At 53.5% G+C, this 18094-nt stretch carries 20 protein-coding genes, 1 tRNA gene and 1 pseudogene; 11 read left to right on the top strand and 11 right to left on the bottom strand.

Going from position 1 to position 18094, the window contains the following annotated elements:
* Position 1: 1 nt before the first annotated feature.
* Genes M1D68_RS23880 through M1D68_RS23870 form a run of 3 tightly spaced genes read left to right on the top strand, consistent with a single transcriptional unit; the run spans position 2 to position 1445 of the window.
* On the top strand, positions 2-439 hold the full coding sequence (locus tag M1D68_RS23880; protein WP_420766507.1) for a GNAT family N-acetyltransferase: 438 nt from the start codon (positions 2-4) through the stop codon (positions 437-439).
* On the top strand, positions 436-1149 hold the full coding sequence (locus M1D68_RS23875; RefSeq protein ID WP_420766403.1) for an AzlC family ABC transporter permease: 714 nt from the start codon (positions 436-438) through the stop codon (positions 1147-1149). The genes M1D68_RS23880 and M1D68_RS23875 overlap by 4 nt, the downstream gene beginning before the upstream one ends.
* A complete protein-coding gene (locus tag M1D68_RS23870; RefSeq protein ID WP_434649266.1) occupies positions 1128-1445 on the top strand; it encodes an AzlD domain-containing protein in 318 nt (105 codons plus the stop codon). Before M1D68_RS23875 ends, M1D68_RS23870 begins: the two co-directional genes overlap by 22 nt.
* Here M1D68_RS23870 and M1D68_RS23865 read toward each other — a convergent pair.
* Positions 1362-2285 (bottom strand): LysR family transcriptional regulator, encoded by a 924-nt coding sequence (locus M1D68_RS23865; RefSeq protein WP_434675742.1) that lies wholly within the window; start codon positions 2283-2285, stop codon positions 1362-1364. The two genes, M1D68_RS23870 and M1D68_RS23865, sit on opposite strands and share 84 nt — an antisense overlap.
* A 334-nt stretch (positions 2286-2619) precedes the next feature.
* Here M1D68_RS23865 and M1D68_RS23860 point away from each other — a divergent pair, with 334 nt between their 5' ends.
* Complete coding sequence (locus M1D68_RS23860) at positions 2620-3030, top strand: MbcA/ParS/Xre antitoxin family protein (RefSeq protein WP_434561166.1); 411 nt, start codon at positions 2620-2622, stop codon at positions 3028-3030.
* The gene (locus M1D68_RS23855; protein ID WP_457968603.1) at positions 3030-3707 is read left to right on the top strand and encodes an RES family NAD+ phosphorylase; all 678 of its coding nucleotides are present in this window, start codon (positions 3030-3032) and stop codon (positions 3705-3707) included. Before M1D68_RS23860 ends, M1D68_RS23855 begins: the two co-directional genes overlap by 1 nt.
* 4 nt (positions 3708-3711) lie before the next feature.
* On the opposite strand, the gene M1D68_RS23850 is transcribed toward M1D68_RS23855, so the two are convergent.
* Together M1D68_RS23850 and M1D68_RS23845 are read right to left on the bottom strand one after the other, a co-directional pair.
* A complete protein-coding gene (locus tag M1D68_RS23850; RefSeq protein WP_434608319.1) occupies positions 3712-5319 on the bottom strand; it encodes a methyl-accepting chemotaxis protein in 1608 nt (535 codons plus the stop codon).
* Between the two features lie 184 nt (positions 5320-5503).
* The gene (locus tag M1D68_RS23845) at positions 5504-6460 is read right to left on the bottom strand and encodes a LysR family transcriptional regulator (protein WP_457970793.1); all 957 of its coding nucleotides are present in this window, start codon (positions 6458-6460) and stop codon (positions 5504-5506) included.
* A gap of 98 nt (positions 6461-6558) precedes the next feature.
* Here M1D68_RS23845 and M1D68_RS23840 point away from each other — a divergent pair, with 98 nt between their 5' ends.
* The gene (locus tag M1D68_RS23840) at positions 6559-7305 is read left to right on the top strand and encodes an SDR family oxidoreductase (RefSeq protein WP_457968601.1); all 747 of its coding nucleotides are present in this window, start codon (positions 6559-6561) and stop codon (positions 7303-7305) included.
* A gap of 109 nt (positions 7306-7414) precedes the next feature.
* Here the strand turns inward: M1D68_RS23840 and M1D68_RS23835 are convergent.
* A pseudogene (locus M1D68_RS23835) lies at positions 7415-7694 on the bottom strand (DUF3077 domain-containing protein).
* Between the two features lie 329 nt (positions 7695-8023).
* Between M1D68_RS23835 and M1D68_RS23830 the strand changes: the two are divergent.
* From M1D68_RS23830 to M1D68_RS23810, 5 genes are all read left to right on the top strand, one after another.
* Entirely contained in the window at positions 8024-8263 is a 240-nt protein-coding gene (locus tag M1D68_RS23830; RefSeq protein ID WP_027911784.1) for a type II toxin-antitoxin system RelB/DinJ family antitoxin, read from the top strand.
* On the top strand, positions 8253-8543 hold the full coding sequence (locus tag M1D68_RS23825) for a type II toxin-antitoxin system RelE family toxin (protein ID WP_434561156.1): 291 nt from the start codon (positions 8253-8255) through the stop codon (positions 8541-8543). The genes M1D68_RS23830 and M1D68_RS23825 overlap by 11 nt, the downstream gene beginning before the upstream one ends.
* 448 nt (positions 8544-8991) lie before the next feature.
* On the top strand, positions 8992-9915 hold the full coding sequence (locus M1D68_RS23820; protein WP_457968599.1) for a hypothetical protein: 924 nt from the start codon (positions 8992-8994) through the stop codon (positions 9913-9915).
* Between the two features lie 6 nt (positions 9916-9921).
* Positions 9922-10371: a hypothetical protein gene (locus tag M1D68_RS23815; RefSeq protein ID WP_457968597.1), complete on the top strand. Its 450-nt coding sequence runs from the start codon at positions 9922-9924 to the stop codon at positions 10369-10371.
* Positions 10368-12464 carry a hypothetical protein gene (locus M1D68_RS23810; RefSeq protein ID WP_457968595.1) on the top strand — a complete coding sequence of 699 codons (2097 nt, stop codon included), beginning with the start codon at positions 10368-10370 and terminating at the stop codon, positions 12462-12464. Before M1D68_RS23815 ends, M1D68_RS23810 begins: the two co-directional genes overlap by 4 nt.
* A gap of 115 nt (positions 12465-12579) precedes the next feature.
* Here M1D68_RS23810 and M1D68_RS23805 read toward each other — a convergent pair whose 3' ends face one another.
* The 7 genes from M1D68_RS23805 to M1D68_RS23775 form a co-directional block, all read right to left on the bottom strand.
* The gene (locus M1D68_RS23805) at positions 12580-13479 is read right to left on the bottom strand and encodes a TIR domain-containing protein (RefSeq protein WP_457968593.1); all 900 of its coding nucleotides are present in this window, start codon (positions 13477-13479) and stop codon (positions 12580-12582) included.
* A complete protein-coding gene (locus M1D68_RS23800; protein ID WP_457968591.1) occupies positions 13479-13757 on the bottom strand; it encodes a hypothetical protein in 279 nt (92 codons plus the stop codon). The genes M1D68_RS23805 and M1D68_RS23800 overlap by 1 nt, the downstream gene beginning before the upstream one ends.
* Positions 13758-13884: 127 nt before the next feature.
* The gene (locus M1D68_RS23795; protein ID WP_457968589.1) at positions 13885-14160 is read right to left on the bottom strand and encodes a hypothetical protein; all 276 of its coding nucleotides are present in this window, start codon (positions 14158-14160) and stop codon (positions 13885-13887) included.
* Positions 14157-15137, bottom strand: coding sequence for an integrase domain-containing protein (locus M1D68_RS23790; protein WP_457968587.1), 981 nt, complete (start codon positions 15135-15137; stop codon positions 14157-14159). The genes M1D68_RS23795 and M1D68_RS23790 overlap by 4 nt, the downstream gene beginning before the upstream one ends.
* Positions 15138-16033: 896 nt before the next feature.
* Complete coding sequence (locus M1D68_RS23785; protein ID WP_457968586.1) at positions 16034-16363, bottom strand: hypothetical protein; 330 nt, start codon at positions 16361-16363, stop codon at positions 16034-16036.
* A gap of 1 nt (position 16364) precedes the next feature.
* A complete protein-coding gene (locus M1D68_RS23780) occupies positions 16365-17699 on the bottom strand; it encodes a tyrosine-type recombinase/integrase (protein WP_457968584.1) in 1335 nt (444 codons plus the stop codon).
* Positions 17700-17871: 172 nt separating this feature from the next.
* Positions 17872-17947, bottom strand: a tRNA-Thr gene (locus M1D68_RS23775).
* Between the last annotated feature and the right edge of the window lie 147 nt (positions 17948-18094).

Genomic DNA, 18094 nt, shown 5'->3' with positions numbered 1-18094 from the left:
GATGGACGATTCGGTGCAGCAAGTCCTGTTGCGCCGAGCCATGGTCAGGGACGCGGAGCGACTAGAGCAGTTTTTCCGGGGTTTTGCCGAGGTGTCATTCTGCGAGTGGCAGGATGCGCGGTTCCTGCGCGGTGTGTTGTTGCAGGAAACCACCACCGCCTACATGGCGTTCGATGCGATGGGTGAAGTCGTCGGCGCGGTCATTGGCGGCATGCTGGGCACTCGAGGCACTATCAATCACCTGGCGGTCAGCCCGAGGCATCGTACCCAAGGCCTGGGCCAGCGTCTGGTGGAAGCGGCATCGGCGGATATGAAACGCGTGGGTGTACTGCGCATGTTTCTGTTCGTCGACGATGCCAACCTGGCTGGCAAGCGCTTCTGGGCCGCCCAGGGGTTCTGCGAGCCCCAGGGTGAAATCACTTTCGAGAGGGATTTATGAACAAGACTTCCAGCCAGCCGCTGGTGGTCGAACCACAAGCCTCGCGAACCTTCGCTGAAGCCAGTCCGGTAGTTGCGGGTTATTTCACGGTTTCGTTTGTGTTCGGCCTGATGGCGGTGAATGCTGGGCTGCCATTGTGGCTGCCAGTTGCGATGTGCCTGTTCGTCTACGCAGGCGCGTCGCAGTTCGCTGCGCTGGCGCTGATTTCCAGCGGTGCGTCGTTGACCACGATCGTGCTCACCACGTTCCTGATCAATGCGCGCCACATGCTCATGTCCGTCTATATGGCCAAGGCATTACGGGCGTTGGGGCTCAGTCGGTTCGAGCGCTGGTGCTACGCGGCGGGGCTTACGGACGAGTCGTTCGCCTTCCACAGCGTCAAGCTGGGTAGCGGGGCCCCGGTCAGCTTGCGCTACCTGATTGGCTTCAACCTTTTTTGCCATGCGTCCTGGGTATTGGGCGGCTTGTTGGGGGCCATCTGCGCGCAATATGCAGCGCACCTGATCAAATATCAGCTCGATTACGCCCTGACAGCCATGATGCTCTACGTCCTGGTTTCGCTGTGCAATACGCGCAACAAACTGATTGCGGCTCTGGCGGCGGTCGTCTGCATGGGCGTGCTCAGCCTGGTGGGCAATTCACCGTTCAACGTATTCATCGCCACGTTTGTTGGCTGCGGGGTGGGCGTATGCCTGACCAAACGTTCCTGATCCTTGTCGTTGTGTTGATGATGGCCGTGACCTTCCTGCCGCGGGCCTTGCCATTGCAGGTCAATACGGATAACTGGCCACCCTTCGTCGCCCGCGCGCTGGAATACTTGCCGGTAGCGATTGTCGCCGCCATCAGCCTGACTCCGTTGTTGATCAAGGATCAACAGATACAGATCGACCGCCCTGAGTTCTATGCTGCGATTCCGACACTGCTATGTGCGTATTTCAGCCGCAACCTGTTTCTCAGTGTGGCGGTGGGCACGGCGTCGTATATCGCGCTCGGTTCGTTCCTGTAGCGTCAGGTCTACCACATCGTGCAGCGCCTGGTCGCAAAGCTCGGGATTGTTAACCGCCAGGCGCACTTCCAGGAAGTCTTCGAAATCCGGGAAGATGGCCAAGCCATTGCGCATCGCCGCGTCCCTGGAGACAAGCCCCAGGCCGTCGAGCTGGGTGATCAGCGACAAGGTCAGCGTTTCGCTGCAGGAATACACCATCCTCTGGCTGGGTCCGTATTCGCCGAGACCCGCGTCGAGAAAACGCAAGAAGCTGTGGGAATACGGGCATTCCTGCGCAGGGCGCACCTGGAATTTGTCGACGAGCAAGCCAAGGGAGTCATCATGGTTACCGCAATGGGCCCCGACCACCTGCACTTGCACATCCGGCATCGGGATACTGGTGAAACCGCTTTGTTGGCCGATCAGGATCGCCAGGTCGAAATGCTCGTTCTTCAGCTTGCTCAGGTTCTCCATCGACTCGGCATAACTGAACTCCAGCTGGTATTCAGGAAAAACCGCGATCAGGCGATCGATCATGCGTCGATTGAAATCGGGCGTAAGCGTCGTGTTGAGCGCCACTTTAAGGCTCCGTTGCCTGGGGGCCTTGAGCGCCGCGACCTTTTCTTCGAGTTGCCGAGTGGCCGCCAAAACCTGATCCATGAAAGGCGTCAACTCAGAGCCTTGGGTCGTCAATGTCAGGCCTTTGTTCGAGCGACGAAACAACCGGAACCCGAACTGTTCCTCAACCTTGTTCAATTGCGCTGCCAATGCCTGCACCGTAAGGCACGACTGTTCCGCGGCGGCCGACAACGAGCCGGTCTGCATGATGCGCATGAGATTGCGTAAGGTTCTGCTATCCATGAGGTAATGCCCTCTGCTTAAGTGGGCTCGCTATTGTTGGGCACCTGGCCGGGTCTGGCGGTGCGATGCTGGCTATCATCAAGCACCTTGTCACGCTTGTCGCGGTTTTGTGGCGAAAAGCGCTGGCAGGCGATGATTGGAGCTTATGCGCGATTCTGGATTTTTGCTGGGGCGGCGTGTAGGCCAATTCAATTAACCCGGAATACGGGACGCATCATGTAGAGAAGCTGACTTTATTACAGTCGCTGTTGTACGTTTTTGAATTAAAATTTAATTTTTGTACGCATATGTACTAATCTTCAGAGATCAACCTGTAGCAAAGGAGCCAGACCTCATGGCGACCTCTTCGATTACCTTGAGTACCCAGCAACAATTGGACTCCCCGGATGCGGGTCGAGTCGCTTTGAAGTTTTTCTTCAATCTGATGGAGTTGTGGGGCTGCAGCGTCGAGCAGCAGCGCACCTTGTTGGGAAAAGTAGGAAACACGACCTTTTACAAGTACAAGCAGTTACCCGAAAACGTCAGGCTGCCGCGAGACACCCTTGAGCGCATTTCATACCTGATGGGTATCCATAAAGCCCTGAGCATCATTTTCAGCAACAGCCGCGACCGTGTGTATCAATGGGTCAGCAGCCCCAATGCTGCCGCGCCGTTCAACGGTCAGTCAGCGCTGTCGTACATGTTGGCCGGGCGGGTGGTGGATATTGCCGATGTGCGGCGGTACCTCGACGGAGTACGCGGTTGATGGCGCCGCCTCTGGCGGAACCGCAATGGAAACGGGCCTATCGGATCGTCAATAGCAGTTTCCCGCCGATCACCCTGTTTGAAGATGTGCTCGATCCGCAAGACCTCGCCACCGCCTATGCGTTAGAAGCTTTGACCAATGATCGGCTCATGGAAGAAGCCGGCGTGCTCTCCAGGGTTCGTCCTGAGGACCGCGTTTCGGGTCCTGGTTCGTCACCCGTGATGGCGGCATTTACCCATATCGGCAAAAGCAGCCGTTTCAGCGATGGCACGTTTGGCGTCTATTACGCTGCCAGCAGCCAGGAAGCGGCCATTGCCGAGACGTGTTACCACCAGGCTCGGTTCTTGGGGGCGACCAACGAGCCGGACCTGGAATTGACCATGCGTACCTATGTCAACCAAGTCGTCAGACCCCTGCACGACATTCGCCACGATTATCCGCATCTGCACAATCCAGACCCCACGGCCTATGGACCGTCCCAGGTATTTGCCCGGGAGTTGCGCGCAACTTTGTCCTGGGGGCTTTTGTATAACAGCGTCCGCCTGCCTGGTCACGAATGCGTCGCCGCGTTCCGGCCGCCGGCGGTGTCGATTCCGGTGCAGGGCAAGCATATTCGTTATGTCTGGAGCGCCCAGAAACGGGAAATATCGTTTGTGTTTGAGGTAAATCAGGTGTGATAGATCATATCTTGAACTGCTGCACCGAAGCCTGCATCGAGCCTGCGGCATCGTTCAAATGATCTGCCGTTTTCGTCAAATCGTGGATCGATCGGGTGTTTTCCCTAGACTGCTCGGCGATCGACTCCACCCGTTGGGCCATCTCATCGCTGGCTTTTGATTGCTCGGCGATGGTCTGGGAAATTTCCTCCACCACTTCGGCGGCATGCCGGGCGCCTGTGCGGATTTCACTGATGGAAACCCCGGCCTGCTGCGCCAGGTTCACGCCTTCGTCCACTCGACTGACACAGGCCTGCATGTTCGCCACCGCATCTCGTGCGCTTGATTGGATGCGCTCGATCATCGCGGTGATTTCCTGGGTGGATTGCGTCGTGCGCGCCGCCAGGTTGCGTACCTCGTCGGCCACCACCGCAAAGCCGCGGCCCGCCTCGCCGGCGCGAGCGGCCTCGATGGCTGCGTTGAGGGCCAGCAGATTGGTCTGTTCGGCGATGCTCTTGATCACCTGGATAATGGAATGGATGTCCTCGGACGATGCATCCAGCGCGGTGATTTTGCTGGACGACTGGGCGACCACTTCGGCGATCCGATTCATCCCTTCCACCACGCCAAGGATCACCTGCCCACCGCTGCTCGCCAGTTGTTCTGACTGCGCCGAAATGGTCCGCGCACTGTCGGCGTGCTGATGGATCTGGCTTATGTTCGCCATCATTTGCTCCATGCTCGCCGCCATGCTGGTGGCGCTCTGGGCCTGCTGGTCGGCACTGGAGACAATCTGCCGAGCCGTATCGCCCAGATTCCGTGATGTGCCGTGCAACTCATCGCTCTGACCGCGAATGGTGGCGATCATCTGCCGCAGGTTGATCTGCATCTGTTCGATCACACCCTGCAGCTGACCGAGCTCATCCTGGCTTTGTGTTCCCATCGAACGCTGCAGATCGCCTTGGGATATCGCCTGGGTATTGAGGATGATCTTGTTCAGTGGGGTGAGCACGGCCCGGAGCAGGCTCCAGGACAACAGCGCCAGGGCGACACAGGTCGCCAGCAAAGTCACGAACAGCCAGCGCTCCGAGGTTTGGATACTCTTATCCTGATGTTCGCGGGATGATTGCGCCTGGTTTTCGATCAGTTCGCTGACCGCCTCGTTGCGTTCTTCCAATGCTGAGAATGCGCCGTCGAATTCTGCCCGCAGCGCGTGGGCATCCAGGGCGCCGCCCAGCGCCTTGCCGATGATCTGCTTGGCTTTATCGATGTATGTTTCGACTTGCGGTTTGAGTTCGCCAATTGCCCTGGAGACATCCCCTGGCAACTTCGCCTCGGCATTCTCGGCGATAACCTTGCGCATCCGCTGCGTATGCTCATCGAACCCCTCCAGCACCTCCTTCGCGCCCTTTGCATCCCCTGGCGTCACCAACAGAGCGGCCAACACATCGGCACGAATGGCGTCGTGCATCATGTCCGCCTCCATGTGCTTGCGCATGGCCGAAATACTGGTCTCGTTCTGCACCAGGGCCTCGGTCATGGAGTGATAGCCCCACAATCCGATCCCGCCGAGCAGCAACGCAAAGGAAAGACTGACCAACCCCGAGCCTATGACTTTGGTGCGGATCTTCATCGCTAACTGCTCCTGGAGCGAGATGTCTGGGCAAGTGTAGTCAAGCGCCAGCAGAGTCTTGGGACGGCTCATACCTGAAGCTATCGGCGGGAGAAATGATTGGATGAGCCGGTGGTGAAAGAGCTTGCTCCCATTGGGCTGCGAAGCCGTCCTTCTTTCCCGCAGTGAGCCGGAAGCAGACATTTCAGGAAAAGGTCAGGGAGCCCTTCGCGACGATCTCGTCCCATGGCGTAGGGGTAGGAAACAGTTCGTTCAGAAAACCCACGAACGCCTTGACGTTCGGGCTTCCCCGACGGCTCTCCGGCCACAAAGCGGTAATGGAGGAACGGTCGACCGCAAATTGTGGAAACAATGGCGTCAGTTCTCCCCGGGCGACATAGGGTGCGGCAACATAAGTGGGTGAGATGCCGATGCCACCGCCAGCGGCGAGCACCGCAGCCACCGCATCGCTGGCGTCGATGACGATAGATGTGTCGGGTGCGATCTCCACCAATCGATCTCCCACGCTGAACGGCCAGCGCAACGCTTGGCCCGAACTTTGGTAACGAAAATTCACGCAGTCGTGGTCGGCCAGGTCGCTCAGCTCCAACGGCGTGCCGCGTTTGGCCAGGTAGGCGGGTGAGGCAAAGGCACAAATTCGATGTGGGCCCAGCGTGCGGGAGATAAGCCGTGAGTCGGCGAGGTTGCCGACGCGCACGGCCACATCGATGCCTTGCTCGACGATATCGGCAAACTGATCCCCCAGGCGCAGGTCAATGGCGAGCTTGGGGTAGCGTTCGCGAAACCTGGGGATCGCCGGTGCCAAGATGTTCAATCCAATAGGCGGTGGCGCAGTCACTTTCAACGTGCCGGAAGGCTCTGCTCGCGAGGCCACGGCGGCCTGTTCGATTTCTTCCACTTCACGCAGGATCCGCAGCGCCCGTTCGTACAGGTCCCGGCCTTCGACAGTCAGGGTCAGCGAGCGGGTGGTGCGGCTGAACAGACTCAACCCGAAATGCTGCTCGAGCCGTTGCACGCTTTTGCTGATGGCCGACGGCGACACCGACAAATCGCGCGCCGCAGCGGTATAGCTGCCCAAAGAGGCGGCGCGGGCAAAGGCAATGAGACCGGTCAGGCGGTCCAACCCTATTTGTTCCTTCATGGCATTAGTAAAGCGACTCACGCCCTAATTATCAACGTTGGCGGGAATCTCTAGTCTTTGCCCCACCGACGCCATCCAGGTGTTCAAGGGGATAGACCATGAGCCATTCATTTACCCAACCATTGCCCGCCCAACTGCAGGATCGCACCGTAGTGATATTCGGCGGCACCTCCGGCATCGGTCTCGCCGCCGCGATTCAAGCCAAGGCCGCCGGCGCATCCGTCATCGTGATTGCCTCCAACGCCAAGCGCGCCGAGCAAGCCGCCCTGGAACACGGCCTCGCCGGCTGGCGCGCCGCCGATGTCACCCAAAGCGAAGCCATCCAGGCCGCCTTGGCCGATATCCCGCAGGTGGATCATCTGGTTCTGTTCGCCGGCACCTTCGTGGCGGGCAAAGTGCTGGACGCAGAAATCGACTACCTGCGCCAGGCGTTCGAAGAGCGCATGTGGGCCTCTATCCATGCGATCCGCGCGCTCGGGGATCGCTTGTCCAAGGATGGCTCCATCACCTTTATTTCCGGCTGCCTGGCCGACCGGCCCAATGCCCATGGCACCGCGGTGATCGCTGCCGCTTCGGCCGCAATGGAAGCACTGGCCCGCGGCCTGGCCCTGGAACTGGCGCCCGTCCGCGTCAACACGCTGTCTCCAGGCCCGATCGATACGCCTATCTTCAGCAAAGCCTTGGGTGAGGGGCGCGATGCGTACGTTCGCGCATGGGAGCAGGTGCTGCCGCTGCATCGCGTGGGCACTGCCGCTGAAGCAGGCGCGGCTACGCTTTTCTTGATGACTAACACGTTCATGAACGGTGCCACGCTGAACATCGATGGCGGCGCTCGGTTGGTTTGACTCAAACCCGTGGCGAGGGAGCTTGCTCCCGCTGGGCTGCAAAGCAGCCCCTCTTTATCCGCTCAAGCCAATGCTGCCCCATCCAGCGAGCAGCATTGGCCCGCTACCCTTAAGCCGGATGACTCCCCGGCGCCTCCAGCACCTTCACCACGTAATCAATGACGGCCTTGCTCATATCCTGCAAATAATACGAAGCCCAGGCATACCGATCCGTGCAGCGAATCATCGCCGCTTCCTCGGCGAGGACTCTGGCGACGTGGAGCAGGTCGGAAGCGTGGGATAGGGCTTCGTCAATGGGGATGCCGCTGTTGACGCGGAATAGCGGGCGGTCGGAGTGGTAGGAGAAAGGGGTTAGGCCTGGGGGTTTTGAGGTCTTTGGGATGGGTCATTGCGCACCTCCAAGCGCCAACTGGCGGCGGGTGGCTGGCAACGTGATAAAGCGAGACTGCAGCAGATCCTCGTTTTGTATGTGCGGATCTGCCGAAAACATCCCATAGTTTTAGCGCATAGAAAAACCCGCACGATTTGAGCATGCTGACCAGGTCAACTTAGGCTTGGCGGGTATTTGGCAGCCATTTTAGGTTGCTGGAAAAGGTCGCCAACGTCCCGATAAAAGTATTTGTAACCCTGGATTGGAGATGAATGAGTTCTGGGGCTTGCCGGCCTCAAGCTTTTCCTTCACTGTAAAGACTAACGTCATTACAGCGAGGGCTATCTCATGGCTTCCATCAACGTTCGTATCGACGACGACCTCAAGGCGCGTGCATACCGCGAGCTGGAAAAGCTCGGCGTCACCCCTTCTGAGCTGATGCGCCAAGCTCTGCAATACGTAGCGGAGCGCGGCCAGTTGCCGTTCAAGCCCGTCCTGATGACCGAGGACGATGAAGCCCTGATCGCAACGGTGCGCGAGCGACTCGCAGCCCCGCAGCGGGTTAAGGTTTCGCTAGATGACCTATAACCTCGAATTCGATGCACGGGCGCTAAAGGAATGGCAAAAGCTAGGGAATACCGTCCGTGAGCAGCTCAAAAAGAAGCTCACGACGATCCTGGCCAATCCGCGCATCGAAGCAAACCGACTGCATGCCTTTCCTGATTGCTACAAGATTAAGCTGCGGAGCAGCGGTTATCGGCTGGTTTATCAGGTGATTGATCATGAGGTCGTGGTGTTTGTCGTGGCCGTCGAGAAACGTGAACGAGATCAGGTTTATCGGAAAGCGGCTGAGCGATTAGGTGGTTGAGTTGTCGGTGAGTTGTTGGCCTCATCGCGAGCAAGCTTGCTCCCACAGATTTTTCAGGAATGGACACCCAGAAACAACAAAGCCCCCGCATTTCTGCGGGGGCTTTGTTTTGTATGGTGCGGCACCAGGAGTCGAATACCATCTTAATGGTATGAAAATACGAGGTTTTTTTCAAAAGCTTATAGTCACTACCTCTAAAAATACCCTTCTGTAATGATGGCTATTTTAGTGAGTGGAAAAGTTTTTGTTTAGGGAATAGTGGTTAGTGAATGAAACCTTAGTTATTTAGGGGGTGTATCGATCAGCATTTTATAAACGCAGGTTTTTTAGCATATAGAAAAAAATAGCAAAAAAATGTAAATTGCACTAGAATTGATATGGCCATTAGCCATTTTATGGACTTGTGATCGTAATGGTATATATCTAAAGCGGAAGGGATAGCCATCTGATGTTCATTACAAAATTGGGCCCATTCAATGGTGATACATGGGAGAACTTATGTCAGTTAGTTTTCAAGAGTAAGCATGGCATTGATGGCTATCAGGAGATGCCAGCTTCGCCAGGAGACTTCGGTATAGAAGGCTATACAATAAATACCGGACGTGCATTCCAGTGCTACTGTCCTGATAGGATTTATACTCAACAGGTATTGCTAGATAAGCAAAAAAGAAAAATCACTGATGATGTGAACAAGCTGAAGAAGTTTCAGCTTGAGCTCAAAGGTCGTCTAGGAGGAGCGCAGATAAAAGAGTGGTGCTTTGTATCTCCTGAAATCAATCATCATAACCTGCTTTCTCACGCTAAAATTAAAGAGATCGAGGCGCGGGACTGGGGTCTCGATATATTGCACCCTAATTTCACAATACATTTGCATGATGCGGATTTTTATCTTCGTGAAATAAATGAGCAGCGCAGTTTGAATGGAGTAGCAATCAGCTTTGGAAATCAGGTGACTTCTCTACCGCTACTCGATTCTGCCCCTGAACTGTATGAGCAACACCTCTTAAGGAAGTCTGCACTTCGACTAGTTGAGAAAATGGATCCTCCATCAGAAAAGCTAATTGGTCGATTATATAATTTTACGCTGCAAACGTTTCTCGAACATGATAATTATTTTAACGCTTTAAATGCCGCTTCTCCCACAATTTATTTTAGACTTGTAAGGTTGTTGTCTGTTTTTGAACAGGATGTAAAGGAGTGGGCATTTACTTGGTCGGGTACCGCTGAGTCACTTATCGAAAAAGTTACCGACAAGTTGGCAGAAAGGATCGTCTCTGAGTTGCGGCCTGGTGTAGATCATACTCTCGCGAGCGAAATAACTAGGCACACAGTTGCACGTTGGCTCGCCGCTTGTGAATTAGATTTTGAGTAAATGATCATGATGAAATTAAAGTTCACGCAGCGCCCAATGCCTGTACTTGCTGAGCATAGGACGTTATATAAAATTTCGCAGATACTCCTTGTGTTACATCTCTGCGGTCGCGCGGAAAAATGTAGTCTGCTTAAACTACATTTGTTTAACTGGGCATTGAAGTCAGAAAGAAGGTTGGCTAGTCTAAAAGAAGCTTCTCGTAGAGGAGTGTTAACTTTACCTGTTTGGGGATTCGATCCTGCTTTGGCAATAGCTTTGAAATTTGCTGTAGAGGATCAACTAGTTACTGCTTTGTCGACCGGGGTGGAAATATCTGCTAAGGGACAAGATTTTTTGAGTTTTTTGCTCAAAGATAAAGATCTTTTATCTCCAGAAAAAACGTCCTTAAGAATAATTGGAAAAGGGATTTCAGAAAAAATGGTTGATTCAGTGGCGAAGGGATGGGATGCCTTATGATTATTAGGGCATTAAAGCTTAAGATTGCTACTCAAGAAGGTGATTTTGGTTTTTTTCTTGAGTTTGATCGCGCGCTGACAATTATAAAAGGATCAAATTCATCTGGGAAGAGTACCGTATTTAACAGTATCCTGTATTCACTTGGCATGGAGGAACTGATTGGTGGTAGAAATCAGTCATCACTGCCTTATGCAGTTAAAGACTACTTTGAATATGACGACAAGAAAATACCAATAACACAGTCAGAGGTTTATTTAGAGGTTGAAAATAAGCTAGGGGATGTTCGAACGTTTCGTCGTGCTATTACGGATCAGGCACGAAATGCTAAGTTAGTGGAGGTGTTGGAAGGGGCTTTTCTCACTGGAGAGTTGCCGTTGCAATCATCTTTTAAATATCTTCACGATGGTGGAAGTGCAGTTTATGAAGAGGGCTTTCATAGTTTTCTGGAGAAGTTTTTAGGTTTTAATCTGCCGCAAGTTCAAAATTCTTCGGGTAAACAGGTTAAGTTATATCTCCAAGCGATTTTTGCCGCTCTCGCGGTTGAACAAAAAAGGGGCTGGACTGACTATATTGCAAACATACCGCACTATGGAATTCGCGATGTGAGGGTGAAGGTAGTCGAGTTCTTGTTAGGTCTGAATGTATTTGAGGCTGATGCGAAACGAAGTGAGCTTAATTATGAGTCAGTTGAGATAGATAATGCTTGGAATGACTCATATAAAGAGCTGCTTCGCGAATCAAGAGCAGCTGGTGAGGGGATAGACATTCAAGGGGTGCCGTTACGAGTAACTTCGGCACTTGATTCGGATAATATAGCTGTTTATAAACGATTGGGACAAACTAAGTTCTCTCTTTCCGACTACATAAGCCAGCTCCGTGCTGATTATGAAAGGCAAGAGCTCGAAATGAATAAGCTTAAAGATGGTGTAAGTCCAGAGGTTGTATCGGCAATAGATGTAAATAGCGCAGAGCTCAATAGGCTAGTAGGACTTTATGAAATTAGCGTGAGCACCTTAGCTATCCATCGCTCATCCTTAGCTACCAATAAACAGTTAGCTGAACAGGCGAGTGAGGAGTTGCTTAGAAATAAGTCCACTTTGAAATTGCAAAAGTTTGGGGCGGAGCAGGGGCTCTATATAGCCAAAGAACAGTGCCCCACTTGTTTTCAGTATGTAGACGACTCTCTGACCGGCGGTGGCGTACTCACCTCTAAAATGAGTATTGAAACAAATATCGACTATCTTGATAGCCAATTGAAAATGTTAGAGCGTCAACAGCAAGGGATAAGGTTGACTATTAAAAATCTCGAAGAAGAAGGGGAAGGTATACGTCAACGGATTGCGAAATCTAGATCAATATTGGCAGCATTGCGCTCTGATGTGACGAGTGGAACCGCCGGCACTCGAACTCTGTTGAGAAAACAGATGCATCTTGAGTCTGAAATCGAAAAAATTAATGACTTCGATAGGAAGTTTGATGAGTTAAAAAAACGTTTTGGTTCTTTATCTCTTCGGCTAAAGAATAACCAAGACCAGCGTTTGTTTTTACCTAAAGAACATTACTCGGAGCAGGATACTGCGACTCTAAACTTGTTTGGGAAAATGTTCAGAGCAAATGTTGGAACCTTTGACTATCACAGTGCTCCTGTAGGAGATATTGAGCTGGATTTTGATAGCCTGCTACCATTCTTGTCACGTATAGAGTTGCGGGTTATTAGAGAAAAAAACTCGGAGTCCGACAAGGCTGTCCATCAGTATAGAAGTAATAAAAATCAGAGCAGCATGGCGGCAGACTCCAGTGCAAGTGATTTTGTACGATTGATTTGGGCGTACCTGATAGCTATCCATCAAACCTCGGCACATCCAACGATCATAGCCAATCACCCCGGTTTCATTTTATTTGATGAACCTGGACAGCACTCGATGGCCACTAAGAGCCAGCATGCTCTTCTGCAAATGCTTTCTTCCTCAACAGGTTTGCAAAGTATTGTTGCAGCATCATTTGATGATTCCGAGCCAGTCTTTAAAGAGTCTACCGAGGGCGTTAAATTCAAGTTGATTCAGCTAGGTGAAAAGTCTATCGGTCCATTATAAACAGTGGAAATATCGACTTTGATAGCCTCTGATTAAAATAGTCTGGAGAGCTATCGGTCTAGGTGGCCGGTAGCGCTCCCTGCTTATAACTTAGGAGTCGGTAAGGGGTATTTGGCTACCAGAACTTGGTGGCGTCAAAATCCAACTGAGCCGCTTTCAGCTCTCGTACTAGTTTCATCTTCCAGGCTTCAGCCGAGTCCATGTCGGTATAAATTACACCAAACAAATCAGATGGTATTTCAACCTGCCCCTTGCGAAGTAAACAAACACGGCCGCGCCCAAGTTTTCCGGCAAAGAATCCAAGTTCAAAAATGACATTTTGACGTGCGCGAGCATCGCTCACATCAGCTTTTATTGAACCACCAACATCATCGGGCGTTAACAATATCACCGCGAAACCTACATCAGCTGAATGCTCAAATTTTTCAATAATCGTCTGGCCTCGATCGGGTTGTTCCCTAAGGATAATCGCTTCTAAGCCGAGCTTTTCTAGGAAGCGTGCGAGACCTTGTAATGCAGCCTCGTCATGGCCGTGAACAATAAATACTTTATTGGATTTTGATATTTTCAACTGCGGTTTAACCTCGCCCTGAGATTCGACATAGACTTTATAATCCCGCACGAATGGGGCGATTATCTGTCCAGTAAACCCATGGATGCCTGAAATAAGCTTTCTACTGCCTGAGCTAAAGTAGTGGTGACCGAAATTAATGGCGTATCCTGGATCGTCAGCGAGTTTTTCGATTAGCAGTAGGGTGAGACCTAGCCGTTGCTTGTCGTCATCTGATTCTGGCCAAGCAAGTTTATGATTCCCCATGCCGCCGCCAGACCGTTCGCTCGCGTCCAAGAATGCGTCGAGATCTAGCCCAGATGTCAATGCACTGTTACTAGCGTCAAGCGCCGGATCGCGAAGTAGACGAGCCAATTTTTTCAGCGGTTGTTCAAAGGTCTGATGTTGTGAGCTCTGTAGATCTATAACCGCATTGTTGATCTGAGCAAAGAGGTCGATGGCCACTACTTTTCTTCCTCTAACAGTCGCGCTGCGGCAGCTCGTTCTATGATCTGTTCCCTATATCGCTCTTTCATCTGCTCTGCCAGGGAACTGATGATTGGATTTGACGTATAGGTTCCCACACGCTCATCTATGAGATTTGATATCTGCTGAATCGCACCTTCAATACTCACGGGATCGTGCGGATTAAAATTCACTGTACAAAGATCGCCTTCGAGTGATTGAAGTACCTTTTGTGCATCTGCAAGTTGACGCTGGAGCTTGTCGATTCCTTTTAGCATGGTTTGTCCCTCTAGCTTGCTTTTTACCTAAATGTTGCGCGAATTTCATATTGACGCAAGTCATTTTCAATCCCAGCGCTAGCCATGTTCTGTCGTCAAGGGTTCTTGTCCCGTTTAGCACCTCCGCCTAGCATTTGAATTTCCATGTTTTCCCTAAGCGAAGAGTGAGCAAATGAATGGTCAGCAGGTAATAATAGCGGGTAGGTTTTGCGTGTTTTTTTATACGGTAATCCAGAAACCATGCGAGATGCTTCCGTTGCCAGCCCCATGGGTTGTCGCAGTGCCATCGCTCACTGATTGCTGTCTGGATGGCCTTTGCCTGACGAAGGTGGCGTTGTCGTGTTACAGGTGATCCCGCCAGCGCCCCCGTTAGAAACAGCTCCATATCGAATGGTTTGCTCATGGTCGGCCGCCGATGTACGCCGAAACCACGTCGATACGACCGTGCCCCAGCTCATAGCTGATTTGTGCGCGTGCCTCCTGATTGAGGCGTCGGTCTAGCTGGCAGCACCTGCCACCGTTGATGGGTGCAAGATGCTGGGTGATTTGCTCGTAGCGTTCGCACGCATAGGCTGCCCGCAATTCGTGGAAGCCTTTGAGGTTGTGTATATGGAGGAGCTCCCGTGCGGGGCGGACGATTCCCCGTTGGAAATCAAGGTAGCTTTCGTTCGGTGCCAGTAGGTTGCGGCTGCCATGCGGTAAGACCTGCTCGGCATATCTGAGCGCTTCGCGAACATGGTCATCCACCATGATCCAGCGAGGTGCTGTTGCTCCGCCGCGGCCACCTTTGGTGCCGTCCTGGATGTTGATCCTCCCGAGTTGCTCGGCTTCCCGTTGCAGTCGAGGAAGGTCGGCTAAAATCGCCTCACGTAAACGCATGCCGGTGGTTCGCGCTAACTGAGCTATGGCCGCAGCACGCGGTTGCTGATGTTCGCAAAGCTCGTCGACGATCCGCTTCACGTGTTCGCGGTCTTGGCCTTGCGGCACCGAGCGACGAACACTGGTGCGCTGCATTCCCAACGCCCCGCTCGGACTTGGCACTCTCACATACGGATCACCGCGAAGCGCGGCCATGGTTCGGTTCACGCTGGACAATCGGTTTTGCGCGGTGGCGATGCCGATAGCGCCTTGTTCCACTTGCTGACGCAGATGCCCGGCGTAATCTAGCAGGGTCTGCCGATCAATTTGTCGCGCATCGTTAAGTCCTGGTCCATCCTCCGACCGGCACCACCGCACAAACGCCTGCCAGCGATCACTGTGCGCTTTGACCGTCCCGTAGTGCCCGCCGCCAAACAGATCTTTTAGCGCTTGTGGCCCGGCATAGCTCAATTGCCGGCCATAGCCAAAATTGCGCCCATCCCGTCTACCGACCAATGCCATGATCGAACTCCTCTCGAAGCCAAACTTTTAAAACCATCCCCACGTCATCCCGCCACGAATGTTGAGTGTTATCAGGGATCAAGGCCCCTGCGACCTGTGAGGGTTGTCCACTAACGCGGGACTGGCGGCTCCTTACGACCGGGAGCTTGGGCATCTCATGATCTGGCCTCCTGAGCACTCCCGAAGAAGTGGGCGGGTGGAGGCTGCACCGGCTGACGAGACCGGTGCCGCGAGATCCTGAGTCGGGTGAAGGCAGTGAGGCGATGATCGGGGCATTCCTGACTGTCAGTCAGGTGCAGTCCATTCCTTGGGCTGCGGCACCATCATCTGCATCGCTGTTGCTGGTGACTTCGGTGTTTGTCACGCCGATTGTCACGAGGGGAAATGCCGCAACGCCTTGTACGATGAGGGCTGCAGCAGTAGTAGGAGCGCCCGTCTCTTTCCGGGAGAAAGAGACGGGCGCAGGTTGGCACACGGTAATGGCCAAGCGGATAGGTTGCTGCAGAGCAGCTATGAAAGGGGATGAGTTGCCGCAGTGGGCACACTGATAAAAGTAGGCATCCATCACATCGCTGTGACCGTGCGAGCCGTCGGACGCTAATCGCACTTTGGGGGAACCACCACGGTGTGGCGTAGCCTTAAAGGTTCCGGCTACCTGGGTTGCTGTCAACGACAGCGCTTTGCCCGATCTTTTCTACGCCTGTGGATAATTTGGGTCAAGGTTCGAATTTTCGGGAGTTCTGCGGCTGTGGATGAAATTATCCACCGGTGGAAATCAGTGGTTTTCCACAGACAGTTGCGTGGGCTCTAGATTTTTTAAGTGAGGTCGATCCAAGCAGGGCGGCTTTGCAGCCCTGCTTGGATCGACCCGTGTGGCAGAGCGGATTGCGAGAGTCTTACGGATGTACGCTTGCTTTACTGCGGCACTTTAAAAGCCAAAGCAGTGTTAGCACCGTCGGCCAGAACAACGTGTTGAGAACGTCGTGAGCGCTTGCCTGCCAGCGCCAGTATCCGAAGCTTCCAATATCGTCTCGCTGATCTAACCACTCACCAGCGCACGCAATGATGAAAACAACCAGCCACCCAAGGTATGGCCTGAATCGTCGGGTGCCAACGGTCAGCGTTAAATAGACCGCCATGCCCAAATAGATATGCAACGCGTCTTTTGACAGTCCGGTTGCCGACACAATGGCGAGCTTGATGCTTTGTGCGGTTGAGATATCCATATCAATTCCTCCTCTCTGCGCCAATGCCAGGCTTCGCCTTTATCCGAGTAATGTTATCTCCAATCTGGTTGGCGAATTCGTGTGGAGTGACATGCTCCTGCCGGTTGGCCTCCAAGTACCGGCTCCACCAGTTCATGATCAGCCTGCGCTCCTCGATGAACTCGGCCTTGTGGATGTAAGCGGCACGGACGTTATTGCGCTCCTTGTGGCTCATCTGCCTTTCAATGGCTGTCTCGGACCACAGCCCTGACTCAATCAGTGCGCTGCAGGCCATCGAACGAAATCCATGCCCGCATATATCGGTTTTGGTGTCGTATCCCATCGTCCGAAGCGCGTTGTTCACGGTATTTTCGGACATGGGCTTCCAGGGTTTGGCATCCCCTGCGAAGACCAATGCGAATTTGCCTGTGAGTGCATGGATTTTTTCGAGTAGCGCCACTGCTTGCGGCGATAAGGGTACTAAATGGATATCCCCTGCCATCTTCGTACCCCTTGTGGAAAAGGGTACTCCCTCCAACGCGGGTCGAGTGTCCGGTATCTCCCAGGTACCGCGCTTGAGGTCGAACTCGCTCCAGCGTGCGAAACGCAGCTCGCTGGATCGTACAAACACATGCAGCGATAGCATCACCGTCAGACGGGTAAGTGCCCGGCCTTTATAGGTGTCGATCCGCTCCTGCAGTTCCGGCAGTCGCGATAAGGGTAGAGCCGGGCGATGGACCACACGCGGGGCCTTGATCGAGCCTTCGAGGTCGTAAGCAGGGTTTACGGTGATAAGCCGGAGGCGCTTTGCCTCGCGCATGATGCTCTGCAGATAGTTTTGTACCCTTAAAGCAACGTCGATAGTTCCGCGCTTCTTGATCGCTTCCAAGGGCTGCATGAGGTCATGGGTGTCGAGGTCGACAATGGCGCGGGCGCCGATCAGCGGGAACACGTGGGTTTTGAGGCGGCTCATCACAGTCTTGGAGTGGCCTGGTGCCCACTTTGCCGACATTTCCGTATGCCAGTCGAGCGCAACGCTTTCAAAGGTTCTGCCTTTGATTACAGCTTCCGCCTTCGCTTGGTGCTTGGTCTCTATGGGATCAATGCCATCCGCCAGCATTCGCTTGACCTCCAAGCGCTTGCGGCGCGCATCGGCGAGGCCGATGACTGGGTAGCTGCCGAACGAGGTCAGTCCTTCCCGTCCGTCAGGTTTGACGTAACGGAGCCGCCAGCCTTTGCGGCCATTGGGTTGGACTAGGAGGTAGAGGCCATCGCCGTCGAAAAGCTTGTAGGCGCGGTCTGCAGGTTTTGCCAAGCGGCAAGCTGCGTCGGAGAGCGGAGCTGTGGTGCGCGACATAAGGGTACTCCCTTTTATCGAAGTGACCTGTATCCCAAACTCTACCCTTAAAACGGTTGGAATCCACCAGTTTCTGACGGAAACCGATGGAACGCCAAAACGAAAAAACCCGCCAGAAGGCGGGTTTTCCGGGGGTTCCAGAGATTTTGAAAGCCTTCTCTGGAACCTTGGATGGTGCCGGCACCAGGAGTCGAACCCGGGACCTACTGATTACAAGTCAGTTGCTCTACCAACTGAGCTATACCGGCGTGTGGGCGACGATTATAGCGATTGGGAAGGTTCTGTAAACCCCTGAATTCTGACTATTTTTAGACGAGCTGCAGTTCTGGTGGATGTGGCGCCGCTGGGCGGGGCGCGAGGGGCCTGGTAGCGTGCGGTTGCCTGACTCGAATCGA

Source organism: Pseudomonas sp. R4-84 (assembly GCF_054130985.1).
This window is presented reverse-complemented; position numbering and strand designations above follow the sequence as displayed.